General features: G+C 73.1%; 11 protein-coding genes and 1 pseudogene. 3 read left to right on the top strand and 9 right to left on the bottom strand.

The features are described from left to right. Positions 1-1,842 precede the first annotated feature (1,842 nt). From ABZ873_RS13325 to ABZ873_RS13345, 5 genes are all read right to left on the bottom strand, one after another. Positions 1,843-2,517, bottom strand: a complete 675-nt coding sequence (locus tag ABZ873_RS13325) for a ScbR family autoregulator-binding transcription factor (RefSeq protein ID WP_360869775.1) — start codon at positions 2,515-2,517, stop codon at positions 1,843-1,845. 916 nt (positions 2,518-3,433) lie between these two features. Beyond that, a complete protein-coding gene (locus ABZ873_RS13330) occupies positions 3,434-4,348 on the bottom strand; it encodes an AfsR/SARP family transcriptional regulator (RefSeq protein ID WP_360869778.1) in 915 nt (304 codons plus the stop codon). Positions 4,349-5,375: 1,027 nt separating this feature from the next. After that, positions 5,376-7,136 carry a ScbR family autoregulator-binding transcription factor gene (locus ABZ873_RS13335; protein WP_360869781.1) on the bottom strand — a complete coding sequence of 587 codons (1,761 nt, stop codon included), beginning with the start codon at positions 7,134-7,136 and terminating at the stop codon, positions 5,376-5,378. Between the two features lie 462 nt (positions 7,137-7,598). Then, a complete protein-coding gene (locus ABZ873_RS13340; RefSeq protein ID WP_360869783.1) occupies positions 7,599-8,303 on the bottom strand; it encodes a ScbR family autoregulator-binding transcription factor in 705 nt (234 codons plus the stop codon). A 126-nt stretch (positions 8,304-8,429) separates the two neighbouring features. Continuing rightward, positions 8,430-10,301, bottom strand: coding sequence for a cytochrome P450 (locus ABZ873_RS13345; RefSeq protein ID WP_360869786.1), 1,872 nt, complete (start codon positions 10,299-10,301; stop codon positions 8,430-8,432). Between the two features lie 1,163 nt (positions 10,302-11,464). Here ABZ873_RS13345 and ABZ873_RS13350 point away from each other — a divergent pair. Next, positions 11,465-12,448: a ScbA/BarX family gamma-butyrolactone biosynthesis protein gene (locus ABZ873_RS13350; RefSeq protein WP_360869789.1), complete on the top strand. Its 984-nt coding sequence runs from the start codon at positions 11,465-11,467 to the stop codon at positions 12,446-12,448. Between the two features lie 1,493 nt (positions 12,449-13,941). Here the strand turns inward: ABZ873_RS13350 and ABZ873_RS13355 are convergent. From ABZ873_RS13355 to ABZ873_RS13365, 3 genes and pseudogenes are all read right to left on the bottom strand, one after another. Beyond that, positions 13,942-14,439, bottom strand: coding sequence for a hypothetical protein (locus ABZ873_RS13355; protein ID WP_360869792.1), 498 nt, complete (start codon positions 14,437-14,439; stop codon positions 13,942-13,944). Positions 14,440-16,208: 1,769 nt separating this feature from the next. Continuing rightward, positions 16,209-16,574 carry a hypothetical protein gene (locus ABZ873_RS13360; protein WP_360869890.1) on the bottom strand — a complete coding sequence of 122 codons (366 nt, stop codon included), beginning with the start codon at positions 16,572-16,574 and terminating at the stop codon, positions 16,209-16,211. Then, a pseudogene (locus ABZ873_RS13365) lies at positions 16,575-17,576 on the bottom strand (NAD-dependent epimerase/dehydratase family protein); the annotation flags it as partial. On the opposite strand from ABZ873_RS13365, the gene ABZ873_RS13370 reads away from it, so the two are divergent. Beyond that, positions 17,541-18,320 carry an SDR family NAD(P)-dependent oxidoreductase gene (locus ABZ873_RS13370; RefSeq protein WP_360869794.1) on the top strand — a complete coding sequence of 260 codons (780 nt, stop codon included), beginning with the start codon at positions 17,541-17,543 and terminating at the stop codon, positions 18,318-18,320. The pseudogene ABZ873_RS13365 and the gene ABZ873_RS13370 overlap by 36 nt on opposite strands. A gap of 56 nt (positions 18,321-18,376) precedes the next feature. Here the strand turns inward: ABZ873_RS13370 and ABZ873_RS13375 are convergent, their stop codons facing one another. Further along, complete coding sequence (locus ABZ873_RS13375) at positions 18,377-19,090, bottom strand: TetR/AcrR family transcriptional regulator (protein ID WP_360869797.1); 714 nt, start codon at positions 19,088-19,090, stop codon at positions 18,377-18,379. Between the two features lie 160 nt (positions 19,091-19,250). Between ABZ873_RS13375 and ABZ873_RS13380 the strand changes: the two genes are divergently transcribed. After that, positions 19,251-20,480 carry a saccharopine dehydrogenase C-terminal domain-containing protein gene (locus ABZ873_RS13380; protein ID WP_360869800.1) on the top strand — a complete coding sequence of 410 codons (1,230 nt, stop codon included), beginning with the start codon at positions 19,251-19,253 and terminating at the stop codon, positions 20,478-20,480. Positions 20,481-20,575 lie beyond the last annotated feature (95 nt).

Here is a 20,575-nt window from a genome sequence, read left to right on the forward strand (position 1 = left end):
TACGGATCTCATGCCGCTCTCGTGCGGGACTGGTGCGGGTCTCATGCCGGGCCCGTCCGTCTCTGGTGCGACTCTCGTGCGGATCTCGTCCCGGCCCCGTGCGGGCTTCATGCATTCCTCAAGCGGTCCTCGACCAGACCGAGGCAGACTCTCCACCGTGCCCGTATCCCAGCCCTTTTCTTGGAGCCGACGATGAGGCCACCGGCACAAGCACCCCGCACTCCCCCGGTGCCGGACAGCCACCACTCCCACGGCCCGGGCCGAGGCCCGGACGACGACATCGGCTGGCCGAGACACTGAACGGGGGCGGGGCGCGGGAGCGTTAGTACGCGGGCCCCGGCGCGGCCGCCCCTAGCCGCCTGCCCCTGGGGCAGCGGACCCGTCGCAGGGCTCCGCCGGACGCATGCCGCAGGGATCCGGGGGCGCGCAGCGCCGCTGGACACCGCGGATTTGTCAACTGGTGGCATACACCTGCGGATTGCCCGGAATCCGGGGCCTGGGAGCCGTGGGACATCACACTTCCGCTCCCAACTGCCCTCTTCGCACGGCTACATGACACCCGTCCGGGGGGGCACGACAAGAACCGGGGAGCGTAGCTCCGGCTGGGGATTCAGGGCCGTACGTGGCGCTCCGCGGCACCAGGTTGCCAGCCACGGGCACACGTCAGGAGAGCCAACACCCGCAGGACCCGGGGATCCGACAACTGCGCCCCAACCACCGTCCCCTCATGGGCTTGTAACGCTCGCACCAGGGGTCTGGGGCCTGCGAGGCAGCCCTGCGGACGGTGGTACGCGGCTCCCCCGGCGCGCTCATCCGGCTCGGCCCCGGCCGTACGGGGGCCACGCCTCACTACCCGGCTGCCGGCCGCCCGGGACACGTACGACTCAGCAGGACCAAGGGCCTTGCGCCTGCAGGGCCGCGCTACGCGGTGCGCGCTCAGCCGGTGCAGGTTCTCAGCCGTACGGGACCATCTCCGCCGCCAGGGACACGTAGTGACTCGGCCGGACCATGGGCCATGGGGCTACGGGGCCCGCACGATGCCGCCCCACGGGCTGCATGACGCGCTCAGCATGCACGGGGCCCGCCCTTACGGGACCATCCCGGCCGCCAGGGGCACGTAGGACTCGACCGGACCGGGACCTGGCCTGTGCGGGCCCGCACAGTGCCGTCCTGCGGGCCGTGGTGCGCGGGGCCCCGCCCGTACGGGGGCACACCTCAGCCCTCGGGGCTACCGGCCGCCAGGGGGAGGTAGGACGTGGCTGGACCTGGATCTCGGGGTCTGCGGGGCTGCACGATGCCGCCCTACGGGCGTGGTGCGCGGCGCTCATCCGGTGCGCGCGCTCAGCAGTTGGGGGTCCCGGCCGTACGGGGCCACGCCGCAGTACTCGGCTACCGGCCGCCAGGGGCAACGTAGGACGCGGCCTGAGCAGGGTGCGGTCGTGCCGGGCTGGCGGCTGGTGTGGGGATGCGGCGCTCGCGCGCCGGGCCTGAGCGGGCCGGGAGCGTGCGGGGGTGGGCTGGGGTAGTCAACTGCCGCTTGCTGTCGGCGCGTAGTGCTCGGGCGGGCCGGGCTGGTTGCCGCTGTGCGCAGGGTAGCCCCTGGCAGGTGCGGCGGCCGGCCGTTGCGCGGGGCCCGGCGGGGTGACGCACCGCGTGGAGCGGGGCGGGCGCTGGTGGCGGTGTGTGTACAGCGGCGTTTGGCGCGGGTGAGGGGCTGGCCGGTTCGGGGGCCGGGTGGGGGGTGTTCCGGGGTGGTGCTCGGCTGCCGGCCGGTCCGGGGGGATCGCCGTGTGGCGGTCGGTGTGGGCGGGTGCTGGCGGCCGGGCGGCCGGGCGGGGTGGGTTACCAGCCGGTGCGGGTGGCTTCGGCTTCGATGAGTTCGGCTCCGGTGCGGTAGTCGCGTTCGCGGCCCTCGGGTACCAGGCCGGGCAGGAGCAGGGTCCACAGGGCGGCGACCTTGCCGCGGAGTTCTCCGTAGGACATGCCGGTGCCGGCCATGGTCTCGATGCCGCAGGCGGCGGCCTGGACGAGGGCCTGGGCGCTTTCCCAGCGGCGGCCGGAGGCGGGGAGTTCGCCCGCATCGCGGGCCAGGCGCAGCAGGGTGCAGACGGCGGAGAGCCAGGCGGCGTGGAAGTCGACGACGGCGGGGCGGGTGCCGGCGCAGCCGCGGGGGCCGGTGCCGCCGCATTCCTTGGTGATGCGGAAGCTGGCGGGGATGGCCGGTTCCTCGTGGAGGGTCCAGGCGAGCCAGTGGGTGATGTCGATGAGGGCCTGCAGCGGGGAGAGTCCGTCCTCGCGCAGGGCGCGGACCGCGTCGTGGAGGAGGGCGGTGCCGCGTTGCTGGACGGCCTCGGCGAGTTCTTCCTTGGAGGCGAAGTGGAAGTACAGTGCCCCCTTCGTGACCCCGGCCGCGGCGGCGATCTCGCCGAGGGTGGCGTGGGCGTATCCGTTGCGGTGGAACATCTCTGCCCCGGCCCAGACCAGCCGCCTCCGGGTCCGTTCAGACCTCTCCTGCACCGATCCGTCTCCTCTCGCCACCGACACAGTCCCCCGACCCCCTCGTTTGCTGCGTCTTGCCCTTTGTTCCTTGTCTCTATTGCCTTTGTTCCTTGCCCTTCCTTGTCCCTTGTTCCGGCTGCCCGCCCCGGGGGGCCGTAACCGGAGCTACGGGTTTCCCGGAACCCCTGCCTTGCTTCTGGGGCCGGGCCCGTCCGTGGGCTCGGTCCCGTCTTTGGGCACGGTCCCGTCTCTGGGCTCGGTCGCGGTCCCGGGCCTGCTCCCGTTCCCCGGTCCCGGGTCCCGTCCTCGGACCCGATCCCGCGGGACCCGGCCTCGGTCGTGACCCGGTCCTGGGGCCGGTCCCGTACCTGGTCCCGTTGCTCTGGAACCTGGTGCCGGTTGCGGGCCCTTCGGGGTCCCACTCCCCCGAAGCTGCCTCCCGGTCCCCGGTCCCGGTGCTGGGCCTGGTTCCCTTTCCTGGTCCCGCTGCTCTGGGACCCTGCGCCGTTGCCGTTCCCGTCCGTGGTCCCGGCTCACTGGGCCTGGACGCCGGTCGCGTCCCGGTCCGTGGCCCCGGTCCCCTGGACCCGGACCCTGTCTCAGCCCGGTCCCGTCTGTGGTCTCGCTGTCCTGGATCCGACGCCGGTCCCGGTCCCGTCCGTAGCCCCGGACTCCGGTGTCGTTCTCCCGCGTCTTTGGAACCAGGCCCTGGTCCCGGTCCCCTGAGACCGGACCCGGTGCCGTCGGTAATCCCGCTGGCATGGAACCCGTCCCGGTCCCATCCCTGGCCCCGGTCCGGCCGCACTTTCGCTTCCGGCTTCCCGCGCCCCGCGCCTGGTTCCGCTTCCGCTTCCGAACCCGCGGGCCCGGCCCTGCTTCCGCGGAGCCCGTACCCCGCCCACCCCCGGGGCAGACGCCCCACCGGTGGCCGTGCTCAGACGCGTACGAGGCGTTCGCCGCCGGGTTCGGCGTGGGTCTCGGCCGGGTTCTCCGGGCCGGCCATGAGGATCGAGCGTTGCAGGCGGCGCAGGGCCACGGAGGGTTCCAGGCCCAGTTCGCGTACGAGGGTGGCGCGCAGCCGCTGGTAGACGTCGAGGGCTTCGCCGCGCCGGCCCGAGCGGTGCAGGGCGAGCATGAACTGGCCGTGGAGGTTTTCGTGGGTGCGGTAACGGGTGACCAGTACGGTCAGTTCCGCGAGCAGTTCGCGGTGGCGGCCCAGCCGCAAGTCGGCCTCGATACGCTGGTCGAGCGCGCACAGGCGGGTCTCTTCCAGCCGGCGGGTCTCCATGTCGAGCTGGACGCCGCCCTGGACGTCGGCGAACGCCGGCCCCGACCACAGGGCGAGCGCTTCGCGCAGCAGGCGTGCGGCGCCGGGGAAGTCCCCGGCGTCCATGGCGCGGTAGCCGGTCCCGGCGAGGCGGTCGAACTCGCGGACGTCGAGGGTTCCGCCCCCGCTGCTCAGGAGGTAGCCGCCGGGCAGGGTGACGAGGATGTCCTTCGCGGTCCGCGCGCCCGGCCGCCGCCCCGCCCCCGCCATGCCCATACCGGCGGCTGAGGCCGCGCCGCTTGCGGCGGGCGGGCCGGGGGTGGCGTGGGGGTCGCCGGCTCTGGGGGGTTCCAGGGCGGTGGCGATCAGGGCGCGTAACTGCAGGACGTAGGTCTGCAGGGTGGTGCGGGCACTGCGCGGGGGCTCCCCCGCCCACAGTTCCTCTATCAGCGCCGATACGGGCACCACCTGGTCGGCATGGAGGGCCAGGAGGGCCAGGACCTGCCGCGGCTTGGGAGCGGTCGGCGTGATGGAGACTCCGTTCTCCCGCACGGCCAAAGCGCCCAGTACATCGATGTCCACGCCGTACTCCCCTGTCCGTGGATGAGTCGCACAGCCAGTAGAAAACAGGACCGGCGGTTTGTCAATATCAAACCGGTCGCGCTGTTTTGGCGGTCAGTCAGCTCCTACGGAACGTCAGAAAGTGTGCGTGAGCTGGCATTTGAGATCCCCATGGGTGGCGGCGGGAGGACTGGGCGAGGCTTGACGGGTGCTCGACGAGGGCCACAGGGGCCCGGTTTCCGGGCTGTAAAGAGACCGCTCGGTCTGGTCTGTGGGCGGGGGCTGGGGCGCGGGCCGGGGTGGCGGCGCACCCAGGGCCGATCCGGTGCCGACACCCGCGCCAGGGCCCCTCCCAGCACTCGCGCCCGTGGCCGGCCCAAGTCCTGCGTCCAGGCCGGGTCCTGTGCCCGTCCGCGTACAGGCGCCCGTTCCGGTTTCTGCGCCGGGGCCGCTCGGTCCCGTACCGACAGCCCGGACCGGCGCCCGTGCCCGTGCTGGTGCTTGCGCCCATGCGCGTGCACGTGGCCGTTCCGGTTTCTACGCCTGGGCCGCCCGGTCCCGTACCAGCGCTCGCGCCCAGGGCCTGTGCCCAGGCTGACGCCTGTGCCCGTACGCGCGCAAGCGCCCGTTCCGGATTCTGCGCCGGGGCCACCCGGTCCCGGACCGGCACCCCGTACCAGCGCCGTACCCAGGGCCTGCGCCCGAGCTGGCGCTTGTGCCCGTACGCATGCAAGCGTTTGTTCCGGATTCCGCATCTGGGCCCGGTCCCGTACCGACACCCGTCCCAACGCCCTCGCCCGTGGCCTGTACAGGAGCTGCAGCCAGGCCGACTCTGGGCCCGCGCGTGCACACGTGCCCGTTCCGGTTCCTGCGCCTGGGACGCCCACTCCTTCGCGCCTGGGCTCATTCCCGCGCCCGTGGCCGTGGCCGCTCCTGTGTCCGCGGCAGCGCCTGCGCCTGTCCCAGTACCCGCATCTGCGCCCGGAGCACCCATCCCTGCCCCGAGCCGTTCCGGTGCCCGCGTCCGTGCCCGTACCTTCGCCCGCCCCTACTCCAGCGTCTGCGCACATAGGCCCGCGCCTGCGACTGTGGCCGTACCCGCCTCCGCTCCCGCGCCTGGGCCAACACCTCTGCCCGCACCTGCACCTGGGCCGCCCGCCCCTGCCTTCGGGCCCGTTCCGGCTCCCGCGCCTGTGCCCGTTCCCGCGCCTGCGGCTGCGGCTGCGGCTGCCTCCGCTCCTGTGCCTGGGCCAGCACCTGCGCGCGTTGCAGGGCCCGCTCCTGCGCCCGGACCGCCCGTCTCCGCGCACGGGCCAGCCACGCTGTCCGCGCCCGTGCACCTACCTGCGCCCGCCCCCGCGCCTGTGCGTGTGTCCGGGCCCGCACCGGTGCCGGTGCCCGTTCCCTCAACTGTGCCCGGGACGCCCGTCCCTGGGCCTTGACCCGTTCCGGTGCCCGCCCCAGCCCTTGCGCCTGCGCCTGGGCGCGTGCTCAGGCCCGCACCCGCGCCTGTGGTGGCGGCTGTGCCCGGCCCCGCCTGCACTTCCGGGGTCGGGCCGGCGCCTGTGCGCGTACCCGGGCCTGCACCTGGGCTGCCTGCCTCTGCCTCCGGGCCCGTTCCGGCGCCCGCGCCCGTGCACATACCTGCGCCCGCGCCCGCACCAGCGGCTGTGGCCGTACCTGCCTCCGCTCCTACGCCGGAGCCAGCACCTGCGCGCGTTCCAGAGCCCGCCCCTGCGACCGGGCCGCCAGGCTCCGCGCACGGGCCCGCCCCGCTGGCCGCGCCCGCGCCTGTGCGTGTATCCGGGGCTGTGCCCGTTCCCTCAACTGTGTCTGGGCCCCCCGTCCCTGAGCCTTGGCCCGTTCCGGAGCCCGCCCCAGCCCCCGCCCCTGCGCCTGGGCGCGCGCTCAGGCCGGCACCCGTGCCTGTGGCTGCGGCTGTGCCGGGCCCCGCCTGCACTCCTGAGGTCGGGCCGGCGCCTACGCCCGTACCAGGGCTCCCTCCTGTACCCGGGCCGCCCAACTCCGCGCCCGGGCCCGCTCCGCTGCCCGCACCAGGGCACGTACTTGCCCCCGCGCCTGCGCCTACGCACGTACCGGTGCCCGTTCCCGCCCCCGCGCCCGGCCCGACGCCTAGACCCTCACGCACACCTGGGCCCGCACCCTTCCCCACCGCCCCACCCACCCCCGACCCCTGCGGCATCAGCGCGTCCAGGACCGTATCCGCCGCCAGGCGGGGCAGGATCAGGGCCCACAGGCGGGTCAGGGTGCGGGGGGCGACCCACTCCTGCTCGCCGGCGGCCAGGACTTCCAGGCCGACCGTGGCGGCCACCACCAGGCGGGCGGCGTCCGCGGGCAGCAGGCCCGGCGCGAGGGAGCCCTCCCGGGCCGCGGCCGCCACCGTCTGCTCCACCCACCGCCGCCACTGGCGGCGCAGGTCGACCTCACCCGCGAAGGCGGGATCCGCGCACAGCCCGAACCCGGCCCGCACCACCACATCCCCGGCGAGCAGCGCCGCCAGCGCGTGGGAGGCGTCGACCAGCACCTGCAGCCGGTCCGCACCACGCCCCGCCGCGGCCTCGCCCGCGACGGCCGTGACCGCCCGCAGCGCGTGCCCGGCCCGGTCCTGGACGGCCTGCGCGAGCGCGGGCTTGCTCGCGAAGTGGAAGTGCAGCCCGCCCGCGCTGATCCCGGCCTGCCGGCTGACCGCCGCGATCGAGGTGGCGACGTACCCCTGCCCGGCGAACACCTCCGCCGCCGCGCGCACGAGGGCTTCACGCGTCCGCTCGCCGCGCTCCTGCTTGGCCATGGAGTCTCCACAAACCGCCAACGCGGTTTGCACCTGTGGGATAGAAGATCTTCGCGGTCCACGCTCGGCCGGACCACCGGAGTCCCGCTCGCGTCCCGCTGGAGCCGCACCGGAACCCAGGACCGAAGCCCCGGCCCCGGAGCGCCGGCCCCGGAGCGCCGGGCCGCCGCCCGCGCAGCCCGCCCCTGCGGCAGCGGGCCCGGTGTCCGCGCCGGCCGCCGCCGGCAGCGGGCCCTCCGGGGCTCTCCTGCCCGGCCGTTCAGGCCGTATACCCCGAACACCCGCCCCGCTCACCAGCCTTGAGGCCGTCCGCCCGCGCCGTACGGGGCCGGTGCCCGCCGCACGCCCCGTACGTCCCGGCGTACCACCCGGGTACGAGCCCACGCGCGTCCGGCGGCCCGGCCGGCAGCGGAAGCCCCGAACCCGGCGGCCCGGGGCGGCCCGGAGCGGCCGGGGGCGGCCTCAGGACAGGGCCGGCTGCGGCCGGGCACCAACCCCGGCCCCCGGCCCCTGCCCGGCCCCGGGCAGGACGGAGATGCCCATCTCCGCCCCCACCCGCTCCCCCCGGTCGGTGGCCATGTCGAGTCTGGCCAGGACCGCCGGCGTCGCGATCGAGGGATAGATGTGCTGATAGACGGCGGCGACCCGCTGCTCGATGTCCTCCCGGTCGCTGAGGGTCTGGGAGAAGATCTGCGCCCCGGTCCAGCACGCCGACAGGATCCACGCCGTCTCGGCCGGGTCGACGTGCGGCAGCAGTTCGCCCTGCTCCTTGGCCCTGGCCAGCAGCCCGCGCGTGAACTCGATCCAGCCCGGCACCGATCCCCCGCCGAAGATGTCACGCATCCCCGGCCCCAGCGAGAGCCGCGCACCCGCGCTCAGCATCGGGTCGCGTTTCATCCGGAACGCCAAAACCATCGCCACGTCCACCAGTTCCTGCAGCTTGCTCTCCCGCTCGGGCACCCCGCCCTCGGCGAACTGCTCGTCCAGGACCCCCTGGGCCAGTTCCAGCTTGGAGGCGAAGTGGAAGTACAGGGCCCCCTTGGTGACGCCCGCCCGGGCGAGGATGTCCGCGATGGTGGCGGCGTCGTAACCGCGCTCGTCGAAGACCGCCGCCGCCGCTTCCAAGATCGCGCGTCGCGTACGTACCGCACGCTCCTGCCGTGCCACGGGTGCCTCCGTTGTCCATGGGCCGTTGCCTGGCGGATCCGCGCGAGCCGGATCCGCCACCCCCATTAAAACCAACCAGAAGGTCCGATTGTTTTCAAGCACGCCGGGCGCGGGCCGCCCACCCGCTCATCCCGCCACCGGAGTACCGCCTTCCGGGGCGAGGAGCACCGGCAACTCCCGCAGCCCGTTGGAGATGAACGACTCCACCCGTGCCAACTCCCCCGCCCCGCACCGCTCCTGGAGGACCGCCCGCGGGAACCGCTCGAAGAACCGGCGCAGCGCGATCGCGCACTCCGCCCGCGCCAGCGTCGCGCCCAGGCAGTGGTGCGTGCCGAACCCGAACGACAGATGCTGCCCGCGCGTGGAGCGCGTCACGTCGAAGCGGGCCGCGTCCGCGCCGTGCACGGCCGGGTCCCGGCCGGCCGCCCCGAAGGACACGATGATCGGATCCCCGCGCCCGATCACCACCCCCTCCCCCATGTCGATGTCCTCCACCGCGAACCGCAGCAGCCCGTAGAACGCCGGCGCCTGCACCCGCAACGCCTCCTCCACCACGTCCTCCCACGACGCCAGCCCCTCCCGCACCAGCGCCAACTGTTCCGGATGCGCCAGCAGTTCATACAGCGCGGTGCAGATCAGATTCGCGGAGGTCTCATAACCGGCGGTGAACAGCAGAATCAGATTGTCGACCAACTCCTTCTCACTGAGCCGCACCTCCCCACCCCCACCCGAACCAGAAACACCACCGCTGACAGGGCAGACCCCCACGCCGTAGCCCGCGCCCTCACCCGTACGGGGAGCAGAGACGGCGGAGGCGTCGGCAGTGGCGGTGGCAGTGGCGGGGCAGGCTCCCGCCTCCGGGCCCGCCTCCGCGGCTACGCCGGTGCCCGCACCGGGGTCCGCACCCGGGCCCGCATCCACGGCGTCGCCCGCGCCCGATCCCGTACGGGAGCCACTGGCGGCGGCAGTGTCGGTGACGGGGCAGCCACCCGCCTCCGGACCGGCACCCGCACCCACGCCCGCCGGTACGCCGATCCCCGCGCCCGCGTCGATACGGGAACCAGAAGCGGTGGCAGCGGCGGTGACGGGACCGGCACCCGCACCCGAACCGGCTTCCACACCCACACCGTTGGCCGCAGCCGCAGCCGCACCCGTACGGGGCCCAGTGGCGGCGGCGGTGCGGATACCCGCCTCCGGGCCGACACCCGCAGCCACACCGTCGCCCGAACCCAGGTCCATACGGGGCCCGGTGGCGGCCGAGGCCGCGGCCGCGGCGGTGACGGGGCAGCCACCCGCACCCAGACCCGCACCCAGGCCCGCAGCCGCATCCGCGCCGGTACCCGCACCCGGCGCCGCACCGGCAGCCGCATGCGCGCCGGGGTCCGTATCCGGCCGGGTGCCGGGGTCGGCGCCGGTGGGGTGGTCGCGGGCGGCGATCAGGGCGCTGGTGAGGTCGTCGCCGGGGTGTGCGCGGCGGTGGGCGACGAGGTCGGCCATGGTCACATCGAGGTCGGCGGCGTTCTGCCGGGCGTCCTCGGCGCTGATACCGGTGTCGAAGAACCCCTTGATGATCTTGTGGAGGGGGGCCCAGGAACGCTCCGGGATCCCGAACAGCTCGAAGACGATCCGGGTGGGCAGCTCATGGGCGAACTCCGCGCGCAGGTCCACCGCCCCGCCCGGCTCGGCCGCCTCCAGCCGGTCCAGCAGACCCTCCGTGATCTCCTCGATCCTGGGTCTCATCGCGGCCACCCGGCGGGCGGTGAACGCGCCCGCCACGGGGCGGCGCAGCCGGGCGTGTTCGTGACCGTAGGCGGTGATCATGTTCTGCACCGACACCCAGATCGCCAGCGGCCACTGCGCGCCGACCTCACCGTCGATCCAGGCCGGCCAGTGCCGGTAGGCGTCCTTCGAGACCCGCGGGTCCACCAGCAGCCGCCGTATGTCGGCCTGCCGGTTCACCGCCCACGCCCGCACACCCCCCGGCAGCACCACCGCCACCGCAGGCCCCCCTTCCCGGATCCGCGCCGCCTCACCATGCACATCCCCACCGGCAGCATCAATCTCAACAACCCCGGCAGCCCGGGCGATCCCAGCATCCACGGCCAGCGCGGGCATCTCGACAGCCCCTGCGCTGTGGGCGACCTCGGCCCGCCCAGCAGCCTCGGGAACGTCGGGTGTCCCGGCAGTGCCGGCGACCTGGGCAACGCCCGCCGTCCCAGCGCTCGCGGCGACCTCAGCACCCACGGCCAGCCCAGGCATCGTGGCAACGTCAGGGATCTCAGCAGCCCCGGCCAAGCCAGCGACGTCAGCTGGCCCGCCGACCCCGGCCGGCCCCGCGCCCCCGGTCGACTGAACGCCGTCAGTCAGCCCGGCGCCGTCAGGCATCCCGACGACGGCGGCCAGCCCGGCGACGCCGGCCAGCTCGGGCACGGCGGCCGGCTCGCCGCCATCGACGCTCTCGGGACTGCCGGCCAGCCCGGCGCCACCGCCGGCCCCAGAGAGGCCGACCACCTCAGCGAAGCCGACCACCCCGGGCAGGCCGACCACCTCAGGGACGAGACCGCCCCCCTCCGGGGCCTCAGCGCACGGGACCATCTCAGGCTCATCGACAGGGCACTGACGAGGGTTCATCTCACAGCTCTCCAGACAGGCGGCGGTTATGACGGCGACAGGGCGCGACCGGTGGTCCACACCCCGCATTTCCAAACCGCCCATCCGGTTCTTGATTCACCGGCGGCGGCCCCGAGTCTGGCACGCCCCGCCCCGCATGCCAATGGTTTCCGGCCCCCGCCCCGCACCCCACCGCCCCCACACCCCCCAACCGGACGCCGGCCCCGCCCGGGCCGGGGCCTGTCCAGGGCGGGACGACTGAACAGCAGATGCCAACTCCCTTGCGGACCAGCGCATTCGACCCGAAGAACTCCCCCACCACACACAGCCCGCGGCCCGCCGCCCGCCGCAGCCGGCCGGCCGCGGTATCCGCTGGTCGACGTCACACCGCCCCCCGCAAATGGGCCGCGCCGGACCACGAACGGAGCGGGGGCTTCGACATCCGTACCGGCTGAGGACCTTGCAAACAAAACCGGAGAGTACGTATCTTGCGTGTCGCGAGCGCTACCCGTCCCGTCCCATCTGTCGAACGGCTCTGCGGGAGAAGGTCCATGACCATGCTGACGATTGCCCAGAACGCGCCCGTCCTGCCCCTGCCCCTCCCCCTGCCCGCCCCCGGCACGGGGCAGAAGCAGGAGCAGCCGTGGATGCGCTGCAACGACGCCCGCGCGCTGACCACCACCGTGCCCCGGGAGTACGTCCACCGCCGCTCCCTGGCGGAGGTGTTCCTCACCGGCTGCGAACGCACCGGCGCCGACACCTTCTCCCTCACCGGCCAGTGGCCCCGCGCCCACACCTTCTTCACCAGCGCCGACGGCACCAGCCACGACCCCGTCCAGGTCGGCGAGACCGTCCGCCAGGTCGGCCTCTACCTCTGCCACGCCGCCTACGGCGTCCCCCTGGACCACAACGTCCTGCTGTGGAGCCTGGACTTCACCTCCCGCCCCGGCCGGCTGCGGATCGGCCGCACCCCCAGCGACCTCGAACTAACCGCCACCTGCACCGACTTCGCGTGGAAAGGCAGCCGGTTCTCCGGACACCTGCAGGTCGACATCCACCGCGACGGCCACCTCACCGGCACCGGCACCGCCCGCTTCTCCTGCGTCACCAACGCCACCTACCGCCGCCTGCGCGGCGAACGCGGCATCCTCGCCCCCTCCCGCCCCCTGCCCCGCCGCACCCCCCTGCCCGCCGCGGCCGCCGGCCGCCTCCTGGACTTCGACGTCGTCCTCGCCCCCACCGGCCGGCCCGGCCGCTTCGAACTCAGCCCCGACCTCGGCCACCCCATCCTCTTCGAGCACACCGGCGACCACCACCCCGGCATGGTCCTCGTCGAAGCCGCCCGCCAGGCCGCCTGCGGCCTCCACCCCCCGGGCACCTTCACCCCCACCGCCATCGCCACCACCTTCCACCACTACGCCGAACTCGACGCCCCCTGCTGGATCGACGCCACCCTCACCGCCCCCGGCCACGTCACCGTCACCGGCCACCAGGAAAACCACCCCGTCTTCCACTCCACCGTCACCACCACCTGACCCCCCCGCCTGGCCGCCCCCACCCACCCCGGCGGCCAGGCAGACAGACACTCCCACCCCCAGACACCCCCACCCACCAGGCCCCCCGGGCGCCACCCCACGCCGCTGCGACGAAGCGGACGAGCGACCACCCCCGACAGCACCACACGCCCGCGCAAGGAGCACGCTCAACGGACCCCCATCCGACACGCACACACCGGACGGGCGGACGGGCGGGCGGACGGGCGGGCGGGCGGACGGGCGGACGGGCGGGCGGACGGGCGGACGGGCGGGCGGACGGGCGGACGGGCGGACGGGCAACGATCACGTACACGGCAGAAGCCACGGCAGCACAAGCGCCCACCGCCCAGACTCCATCAGCAGCACCCACGGTCAAACGACGACGGACGGCATACGACGTGCCCACGGCGCAGCTACGGCAGCCCGCATCCCCGCACGAGCAGCTCCACCACGCCGGACCCGCTACGACCACCCCAACACCCGCAGGCCCATGGGGCGAACCCGCCATTGCAGGAACCCTGGAGCGCCTCCGGCCCAGATGGCAGACGGACAGCGGGAGTCCACCGCCGCAGGTCCGCGGCGGGCAGAGCTCCAAAAGCCGGGCAGCAAACAGCATGCACGTGCACGGCTCGTCCGGCTGGTCACGGCCCGCGGGCGCAGTCCGTACGGACACCCGTACGCAGAACAAGCCGGCGAGGCCCACCACGGTCGCGCAGCAGCGGGCCCGGCACAGGAACAGCGCGTACGGCCGGCCGGTCACGGCAGAGCAGATGACCGCACCAGGCCCGCCGTAGCACCTCCCCCAGCGGCCAGAGCGCAGAGCGGCCAGCCGCACGGCGAAGCAGCTCCGGCGCTGAACGGACCACAAGAGGACGACGGCCACATACAGCGATCCACCCGGGCCGGTCACGGCCCAACAGGTGACCGCCCGCACGGATCCCAGAACCCAGCACGCGCCGGCGACCCATCCGGCCAGCACCCGTCTCACGGCAGGTGATGGCGGCATGCACGGCTGCGGACCCGAACCGCGCCGCGAGCCACCCCCGCAGGAAGACCGCCTGCACGCAGCACGGCATCGCTGTCCCAACACCACTGTGGTTGGGACACGCTGCCAGCCCCACGGGACGGAACCGGTCCGGTAGCCCACCCCACGGCGGCGATGAGGCGCTGACCTTCCCGCCGCACAGCTCCCTCCACACGGCCGGGGTCGCGATGCGGGACCGCACCACCTCCCACCCCCGGCCGGGCTGAGAACCGTCCCCCAGCTGCTGTTCAAGAACGACTTCGACGACGGCGAATCCATCGCGCCCGACAACCAACCACGTCAACTGTCGCTCGGATCCGGCCGGTCCCACACACCTACGCGGCAGCCCGCCCCCTCAGCCCGGGGCGCAGCAAGCACCCGGCAGGTCAAAGGCCGCCGCACGACGACAGGCAGCCGCCGGACGTCCGGCCCCGCGACCCGGGTCAGCCACTCGCGCAGGGATCGGCCGCTACGTACGCCGGTGACGCTCAGGCCAGCCATCTGTCAGACGCCGGGCCTCGGCCGTGACCTCGGCGTCGAGCTGGGCCACCGTGCGGTTCCCGTACTCGACGATGTCGTACTCGTCGTCCAGCTCGGCCAGCCGTTCCGCCGGCGGCAGCTGATGACCGAACCGCCGATGGACACGAAAAGCCAGCTCGCGCGGCGTCAGCCGGCCCGCGAGATGCTGGTGCGCGAGCGCCCGCACGCAGGCGTCCCGCCCGGCCTCACTCTCACGCGGGTAGAACACCAGGCCCAGCTCATCGAGCACGCCAGGAAGCACGTCCGGCACCTCGTACTCCGCCTCACCCCGGCTGTACCCGGCCAGAATCCTCAGCCCGGGACTGTCCAGCCCGGCCACCAGCGCCGAACACGCGACCTCCACGACATCCTGCGCACCCACCTCACCGACACTCCACAAAACGGCAAGATCCTGCAGGTCATCGGCAACAGCATCAATCGCGGACATGCCTACATGATCGCCCGCACACCACGACCCCGTCGAGCGCATTCCCGCCCAGGGCACCGCGGCCCCGGCCCCGCCCACCCGATGACCTCCCCCGCGGGCTCCCGCCCACGCCCATCCAGCGTGACCACCCCGCCGACCGACCGCACCAGCGCCCCGAGCAGCACCGGTAATACGGCGCAGGCCCCGCACAAGGCAAACCTGACGACCCCTGGCAGGGGCGCAGCCCCGTCCGGACCCCGCCGGGGCATGCCCGCAACCAGCCGCGGAAGCCCCCACAGAACGGGGCGAGGCGCGGCAGGACACACCCTCAGCCCCACCCGAGGCAGAACAGCATCCGGCCGACCTCGCCGGCACCTGCCGGCCCCGGCACTCCGACACGTCCCGCCGGCACAAGCCGCCCCACCGACCCCGACAAGCCCCGACCGCGGCCGGCACCCGGCAAGTCACCCAGCACCCACAGACCCCAGCCGGCTCCGGCGGCACCCCGCCCCCGCCGGCCGCCAGCCCGGCCCAGGCCCCCGCAGCACCGGCGAACACCAGCCAGCCCCACCACCGTCAGCCGACTCCGGCAGACCCTGCCACCACCGGCCGGCCCTCCGGCGGGCCCCGCCGACACCGGCCCACCGCCCACAGCGACAAACCACGCCCTCGTTGCCGCTTCCATGGCTCCACACTGGGCCTGACGGCCTTCGGAACCGGCACGGCCTCCCCCTTGTTGCGGTGGACGGCCTGAGGGCTCGTGTCACCGGGCCCGGAGGTATCGAGGAACCGCTGAGGAGAGACTTGAGCAGCGGCTCGACCCGAGCCGGGAAAGCTCTCCGCAACGGCGACGCGGCAGCTCGATGCCCTGGCAAGGCCGGACGAAAGCGCGGCTGGGGCCCGCACGTGATCCACACCCGCGACATCCATGTCTCCTTCGGCCTGGACGCCGGCGAGAGCGAACACGACGCCACCGCCGCCACACCGGTTGCCAGGAACGCCTTCGACGAACGCCGTCCCCACACGAACCCCAGCTCCACGAACACGCCGCGAAGCTGCAGGCCAAGCACCCAACGGTGCCGGTCGTGGGGCCCATCAGCCAGCCTCGACCAGGACCCTGCCACCTGGGCGGCCGCCGGTGACAGAGGCTGCCCCGGCTGACGACAAGGCCGATCCCCGGCCTCTCCCCGGGCGAGGCAACAACCACACCGAGGACGCGGTCACCATCGCGGACGGCACCGCTCGATGCCCCGCACACTGCATGCCATCAAGAGGCAAGGGAGGCGATCGCCTCCACTGGAGATGATCACGGGCTTCAACGACGACCGGCCACGGAAGCGACTCACACCGCCAACCGGCCCCACGACCCGCCGACGCAGTCACCCTTCACCGGAGCACGTACCCGGGCCGCAGCTGCAGCACCACGCCGCCCCGACAACGCCCGCATCAAGATCATCAACAGTCCGTTCAGCGAGCCGACCCGACATCAACGCCCTCGACCGGACAGGACTGCCACCCACAACCCCGCAAGACCGCCCCGGACGACACCCGGCCCCTGCAACCCGACCCGGACACACCCACCCCGCAGCCCAAGCCCCACGCCGACTCGAACTACACACACACCAAGACCGACACCAGCACACAGCCTCGGCGGCGAGCCCTCCAGCACCCCATAAGGGACCTGCCCGAACACACAGGCCCCCCACACCCTCACGCCCCCGCCCCCGCCCCCGCCCCCGCCCCCGCCCCCGCCCCCGACTCAACCCACCACACCAACCTCGCGCAACGCCCTACAACCCCAGATACTCCCGATACCAACCCGCGAACTCCCCGAACGCCTCCCCGAACACCGGACCCGGCGACGTCCCCACCACACCCCACAACCGATCACTGTTGAAGAAATGATCCACCGTCAACAGATCCAACTGCCGCCGCACCACACCGGCCGGAACCCCACCCGCCTCCAACCGCCGCAACGCATCCTCCACACCCACCTCCCCCACCGGCAACGGCAACCCCAGACCCCCACACACCACCTCCACCAACTCCCGCGCCCCCACCGGCACCGGATGCCCCGCATGCAACACCCCCCGCACCCCAACACCCCCCATCAACGCCAGATCCACCAACACCCCCGCCAACACATCCACCGACACCCACGACACCCGCGCCCCACCACCCCCCACCCACACCGGCAACCGCCCCAACAACCCCACCAACGAAGGCACCACCCACCGATCCCCCGCCCCGAACACCAAATGCGGCCGCACCACCACACCCCCCGCAGCCACCACCAACCGCTCCCCCGCAAGCCGCGTCACACTCCGCACCGACCCCGGAAACTCCCCCACCCCACCCTCCACCACCCCACCATGCGGACCCACCCCATACACCGCAGCCGTCCCCAACTGCACCACCCGCCCCACACCCGCACGCCCCGCCTCCCCCAACAACCCCCGCGTCCCCTCCACATTCACCACCCGACACTCCCCCACCGAACCCCCCACACACGACGCCAAATGCAACACCACCCCCACCCCCTCACACACACCCCGCAACGACCCCACCCGCCCCAAATCCCCCACCACCACCTCCACACCACCAACCCCCACCACGGGCGCAACACCCCCACCGGCACCAGCACCCACACCCGCGCTCACACCAACCCCCGCACCCGCACCCGCAACCCCAGCCCCGCCCACCGACAGACCCGCACCACCACTCACGCCCTCAAACCCACCAGCACCCACCACAGACCCAACACCCGTACCCGCACCACCACCCGCACCCACCACAGAGCCCGCACCCGACCCCGCCACACCACCCACACTCGCCACACCCGGCACGACACCCCCACCCACACCCAACGGGGCACCCACACCCGGCACCACACCCCCACCCGCCACGGACCCCGCCCCCACACCCGCCCCCACCAGAGCAGCCACCCCCGCCAACACCCCCTCCACCGCCCCCCGACGACGCACCAACACCCGCACCCGCACACCCCGACCCACCAACCCCGCCACCACCCGCGACCCCACAAAACCACCCCCACCCGTCACCAACACCACCCCACCCACACCCACCGCCACCACCCCACCCCACCCTGTTACCGTCACGCCATGACCCCACCCACCCACACCACACCCCTCCTCCACAACAGATCCGCACTCATCACCGGCGCCAGCACCGGAATCGGCGCCGCCACCGCACGCCTCTTCGCCCAAGAAGGCGCCGCCCTCACCCTCATCGCCCGCAACGAACCCCAACTCGCAGCCCTCACCAAAGAACTCACCGACCAAGGCCACCACGCCCAATACATCACCGCCGACGTCCGCAACCCCCACGACATCGCCAAAGCCGTCCAAGCCGCCATCACCACCTACGGCCACCTCGACGCCGCCTTCAACAACGCCGGCACCGGCACCACCCCCAAACCCCTCCACCTCCTCGACGAACACACCTACGACACCATCATGGACACCAACCTCCGCGGCACCTGGAACGCCATGCGCCACGAAATACCCGCCATGCTCACCCACGGCCACGGCACCATCGTCAACACCAGCAGCACCGCCGGCCTCGTCGCCACCCCCGTCTCCGCCCCCTACATCGCCTCCAAACACGCCATCATCGGCCTCACCAAAGCCGCCGCCAACGAATACGCCCAACACAACATCCGCATCAACGCCATCGCCCCCGGCACCACCCACACCCCCATGACCACCCCCTGGCTCAACAACAACCCCCACATCAAACACACCCTCCTCACCAACAACCCCCTCCCCCGCATGGCCACCCCCCACGAAATCGCCCAAGCCGCCCTCTTCCTCACCACCCACCAATCCACCTACATCATCGGCACCACCCTCACCATCGACGGCGGATGGACCACCCGATAAACCCAGACACACCAAAAACACCAAAGGCAACAAGGTGCAGGGCAACTAAGAACTGATCAGCCCGAGTTCGAGATCCCTCGCAGCCGCGCCTCCGCGCTCGCCAGCAGCATGTCCAGTGCCAGCGGGTACGCGCTGCGGTTCATGCGGGCCGCCAGCAGCCCTGCCGTAGCCGCGATATGGGGGTACTCCTCCGCCGGCAGGCGGGCGTACGTGGACTCCCACTGGCGTTCGTCCGAGCTGCGGGAGGTCTCCGCCAGGGCGAGGGCGCCCGCGTCCAGGGCGGCGAAAGCCAGGGACTGGTCGATGAACGCGTGGTAGATCGCGACCGCCTCCGGGTCTGGGAAGCCCGCGGTGCGCAGGATGCCCAGGACCGTCTCGTCCGTGGCGATCTCCCGCGGGCGGCCGGTCACGCGGCTCGCGGTCAGGACCGCGGCCTGGGGGTGGGCGAGGTAGGCGCCGTGGATGCCGAGGCCGAGCGCGCGCAGGTCGGGGCGCCAGTCGCCGGTGGCGGTGAAGGCGTCCAGGGCGCGGCCGATCAGCTCCTCGCCGATGGCGAGGGTGAGGCCGTCCATGCCGTCGAAGTAGCGGTAGAGGGTGCTCGGGTCCGCGCCCAGGGCGGCGCCGAGGCGGCGGGCGGACAGGCCCGCGCTGCCGTGTTCGCGCAGCATGCGCAGGGCGGTGTCGACGATCAGTCGTTCCGACAGGACCGTGCCCTGGCGGGTGGGGCGGCGGCGTCTGCGGGCCTCCTCCGGGACCACCTTCTTGGCCATCGTGCTGTCCTCCTGTCGGGTGTGTCCGGTGCGTCTGTCCGTGGGGTCTTGCGGCAACACTTATGCCAACACCATTGACCTTAACTTCGGCGGACGGCTTTCATCCCCTGCCATGGGGGTGCGGACGGCCGCGTCCCCGCCGAGGCAGAGAGGGTTTGTCATGCGTGTTCTGCTCGTGGGTGCCGGTGGTGTGGGGACCGCGATCACCCGGATCGCCGCCCGCCGCGACTTCTTCGACGGGTTCGTCGTCGCCGACTACGACCCGGCCCGCGCCGAGGCCGCCGTGGCCGCCCTCGGGGAGGCGGCCCGCGGAAGGTTCACCGCGCGGCGCGTGGACGCCTCCGACACCGCGGCCGTCACCGGACTGCTGGAGGCGGAGGGCTGTGACGTACTGCTGAACGCCACCGACCCCCGCTTCGTGATGCCGCTGTTCGAAGCGGCGCTGGCCGCGGGCAGCCACTACCTGGACATGGCCATGTCCCTGTCACGGCCGCATGCGGAGCGCCCGTACGACACCTGCGGGGTCAAGCTCGGCGACGAGCAGTTCGCGCGGGAGCGGGAGTGGGAGAAGTCGGGGCGGCTGGCGCTGGTCGGGATGGGGGTGGAGCCGGGGCTGTCGGACGTCTTCGCCCGCTACGCGGCCGAGGAGCTGTTCGACGAGATCGAGGAGATCGGCATCCGGGACGGGGCGAACCTCATGGTGGAGGGGTACGACTTCGCCCCCTCCTTCAACATCTGGACGACGATCGAGGAGTGCCTGAACCCGCCCGTGGTGTACGAGCGCGAGCGCGGGTGGTTCACGACTGAGCCGTTCAGCGAGCCGGAGGTGTTCGAGTTCCCCGACGGGATCGGGCCGGTGGAGTGCGTCAACGTCGAGCACGAGGAGGTGCTGCTCGTGCCGCGCTGGGTGGACGCCCGGCGCGTGACCTTCAAGTACGGGCTGGGCGAGGACTTCATCGGCAAGCTGCGGACCCTGCACGCGCTCGGGCTGGACTCGACCGCTCCGGTCACGGTGCGGAGCGCGGACGGGGAGACCGTACGGGTGTCCCCGCGCGACGTGGTGGCGGCCTGCCTGCCGGACCCGGCGACGCTGGGCGAGCGGATGACCGGGAAGACTTGTGCCGGTACGTGGGTCAAGGGCGTCCGGGACGGCCGGCCGCGCGAGGTGTACCTGTACCACGTGGTGGACAACCAGTGGTCCATGCGCGAGTACGGCTCGCAGGCCGTGGTGTGGCAGACCGCGGTCAACCCGGTGGTGGCGCTGGAGCTCATGGCGCGGGGCGAGTGGGCGGGGTCGGGGGTGCTGGGGCCGGAGGCGCTGGATCCGCGCCCCTTCCTGGAGCTGCTGACGGCCTACGGTTCGCCGTGGGGCATGCGCGAACAGGGGTGAGCCCGCGCCCCACGACCACCTTCCCCCCCCCATGACTACCCGGCTCCGGCCCCTGGCCGTCCTCGCTCCAGGGCCGTTGTCAGTGGTCGGGGAGA

Source organism: Streptomyces sp. NPDC047014 (assembly GCF_040644195.1).
Classification (GTDB): Bacteria; Actinomycetota; Actinomycetes; order Streptomycetales; family Streptomycetaceae; genus Streptomyces.

Excerpts from the sequence above, each read along its gene's own strand:
- ABZ873_RS13335 (WP_360869781.1), bottom strand. The coding sequence starts at position 7,136 with ATGGCCAAGCAGGAGCGCGGCGAGCGGACGCGTGAAGCCCTCGTGCGC.
- ABZ873_RS13350 (WP_360869789.1), top strand. The coding sequence starts at position 11,465 with ATGACCATGCTGACGATTGCCCAGAACGCGCCCGTCCTGCCCCTGCCC.
- ABZ873_RS13355 (WP_360869792.1), bottom strand. The coding sequence starts at position 14,439 with ATGTCCGCGATTGATGCTGTTGCCGATGACCTGCAGGATCTTGCCGTT.
- ABZ873_RS13370 (WP_360869794.1), top strand. The coding sequence starts at position 17,541 with ATGACCCCACCCACCCACACCACACCCCTCCTCCACAACAGATCCGCA.
- ABZ873_RS13375 (WP_360869797.1), bottom strand. The coding sequence starts at position 19,090 with ATGGCCAAGAAGGTGGTCCCGGAGGAGGCCCGCAGACGCCGCCGCCCC.
- ABZ873_RS13380 (WP_360869800.1), top strand. The coding sequence starts at position 19,251 with ATGCGTGTTCTGCTCGTGGGTGCCGGTGGTGTGGGGACCGCGATCACC.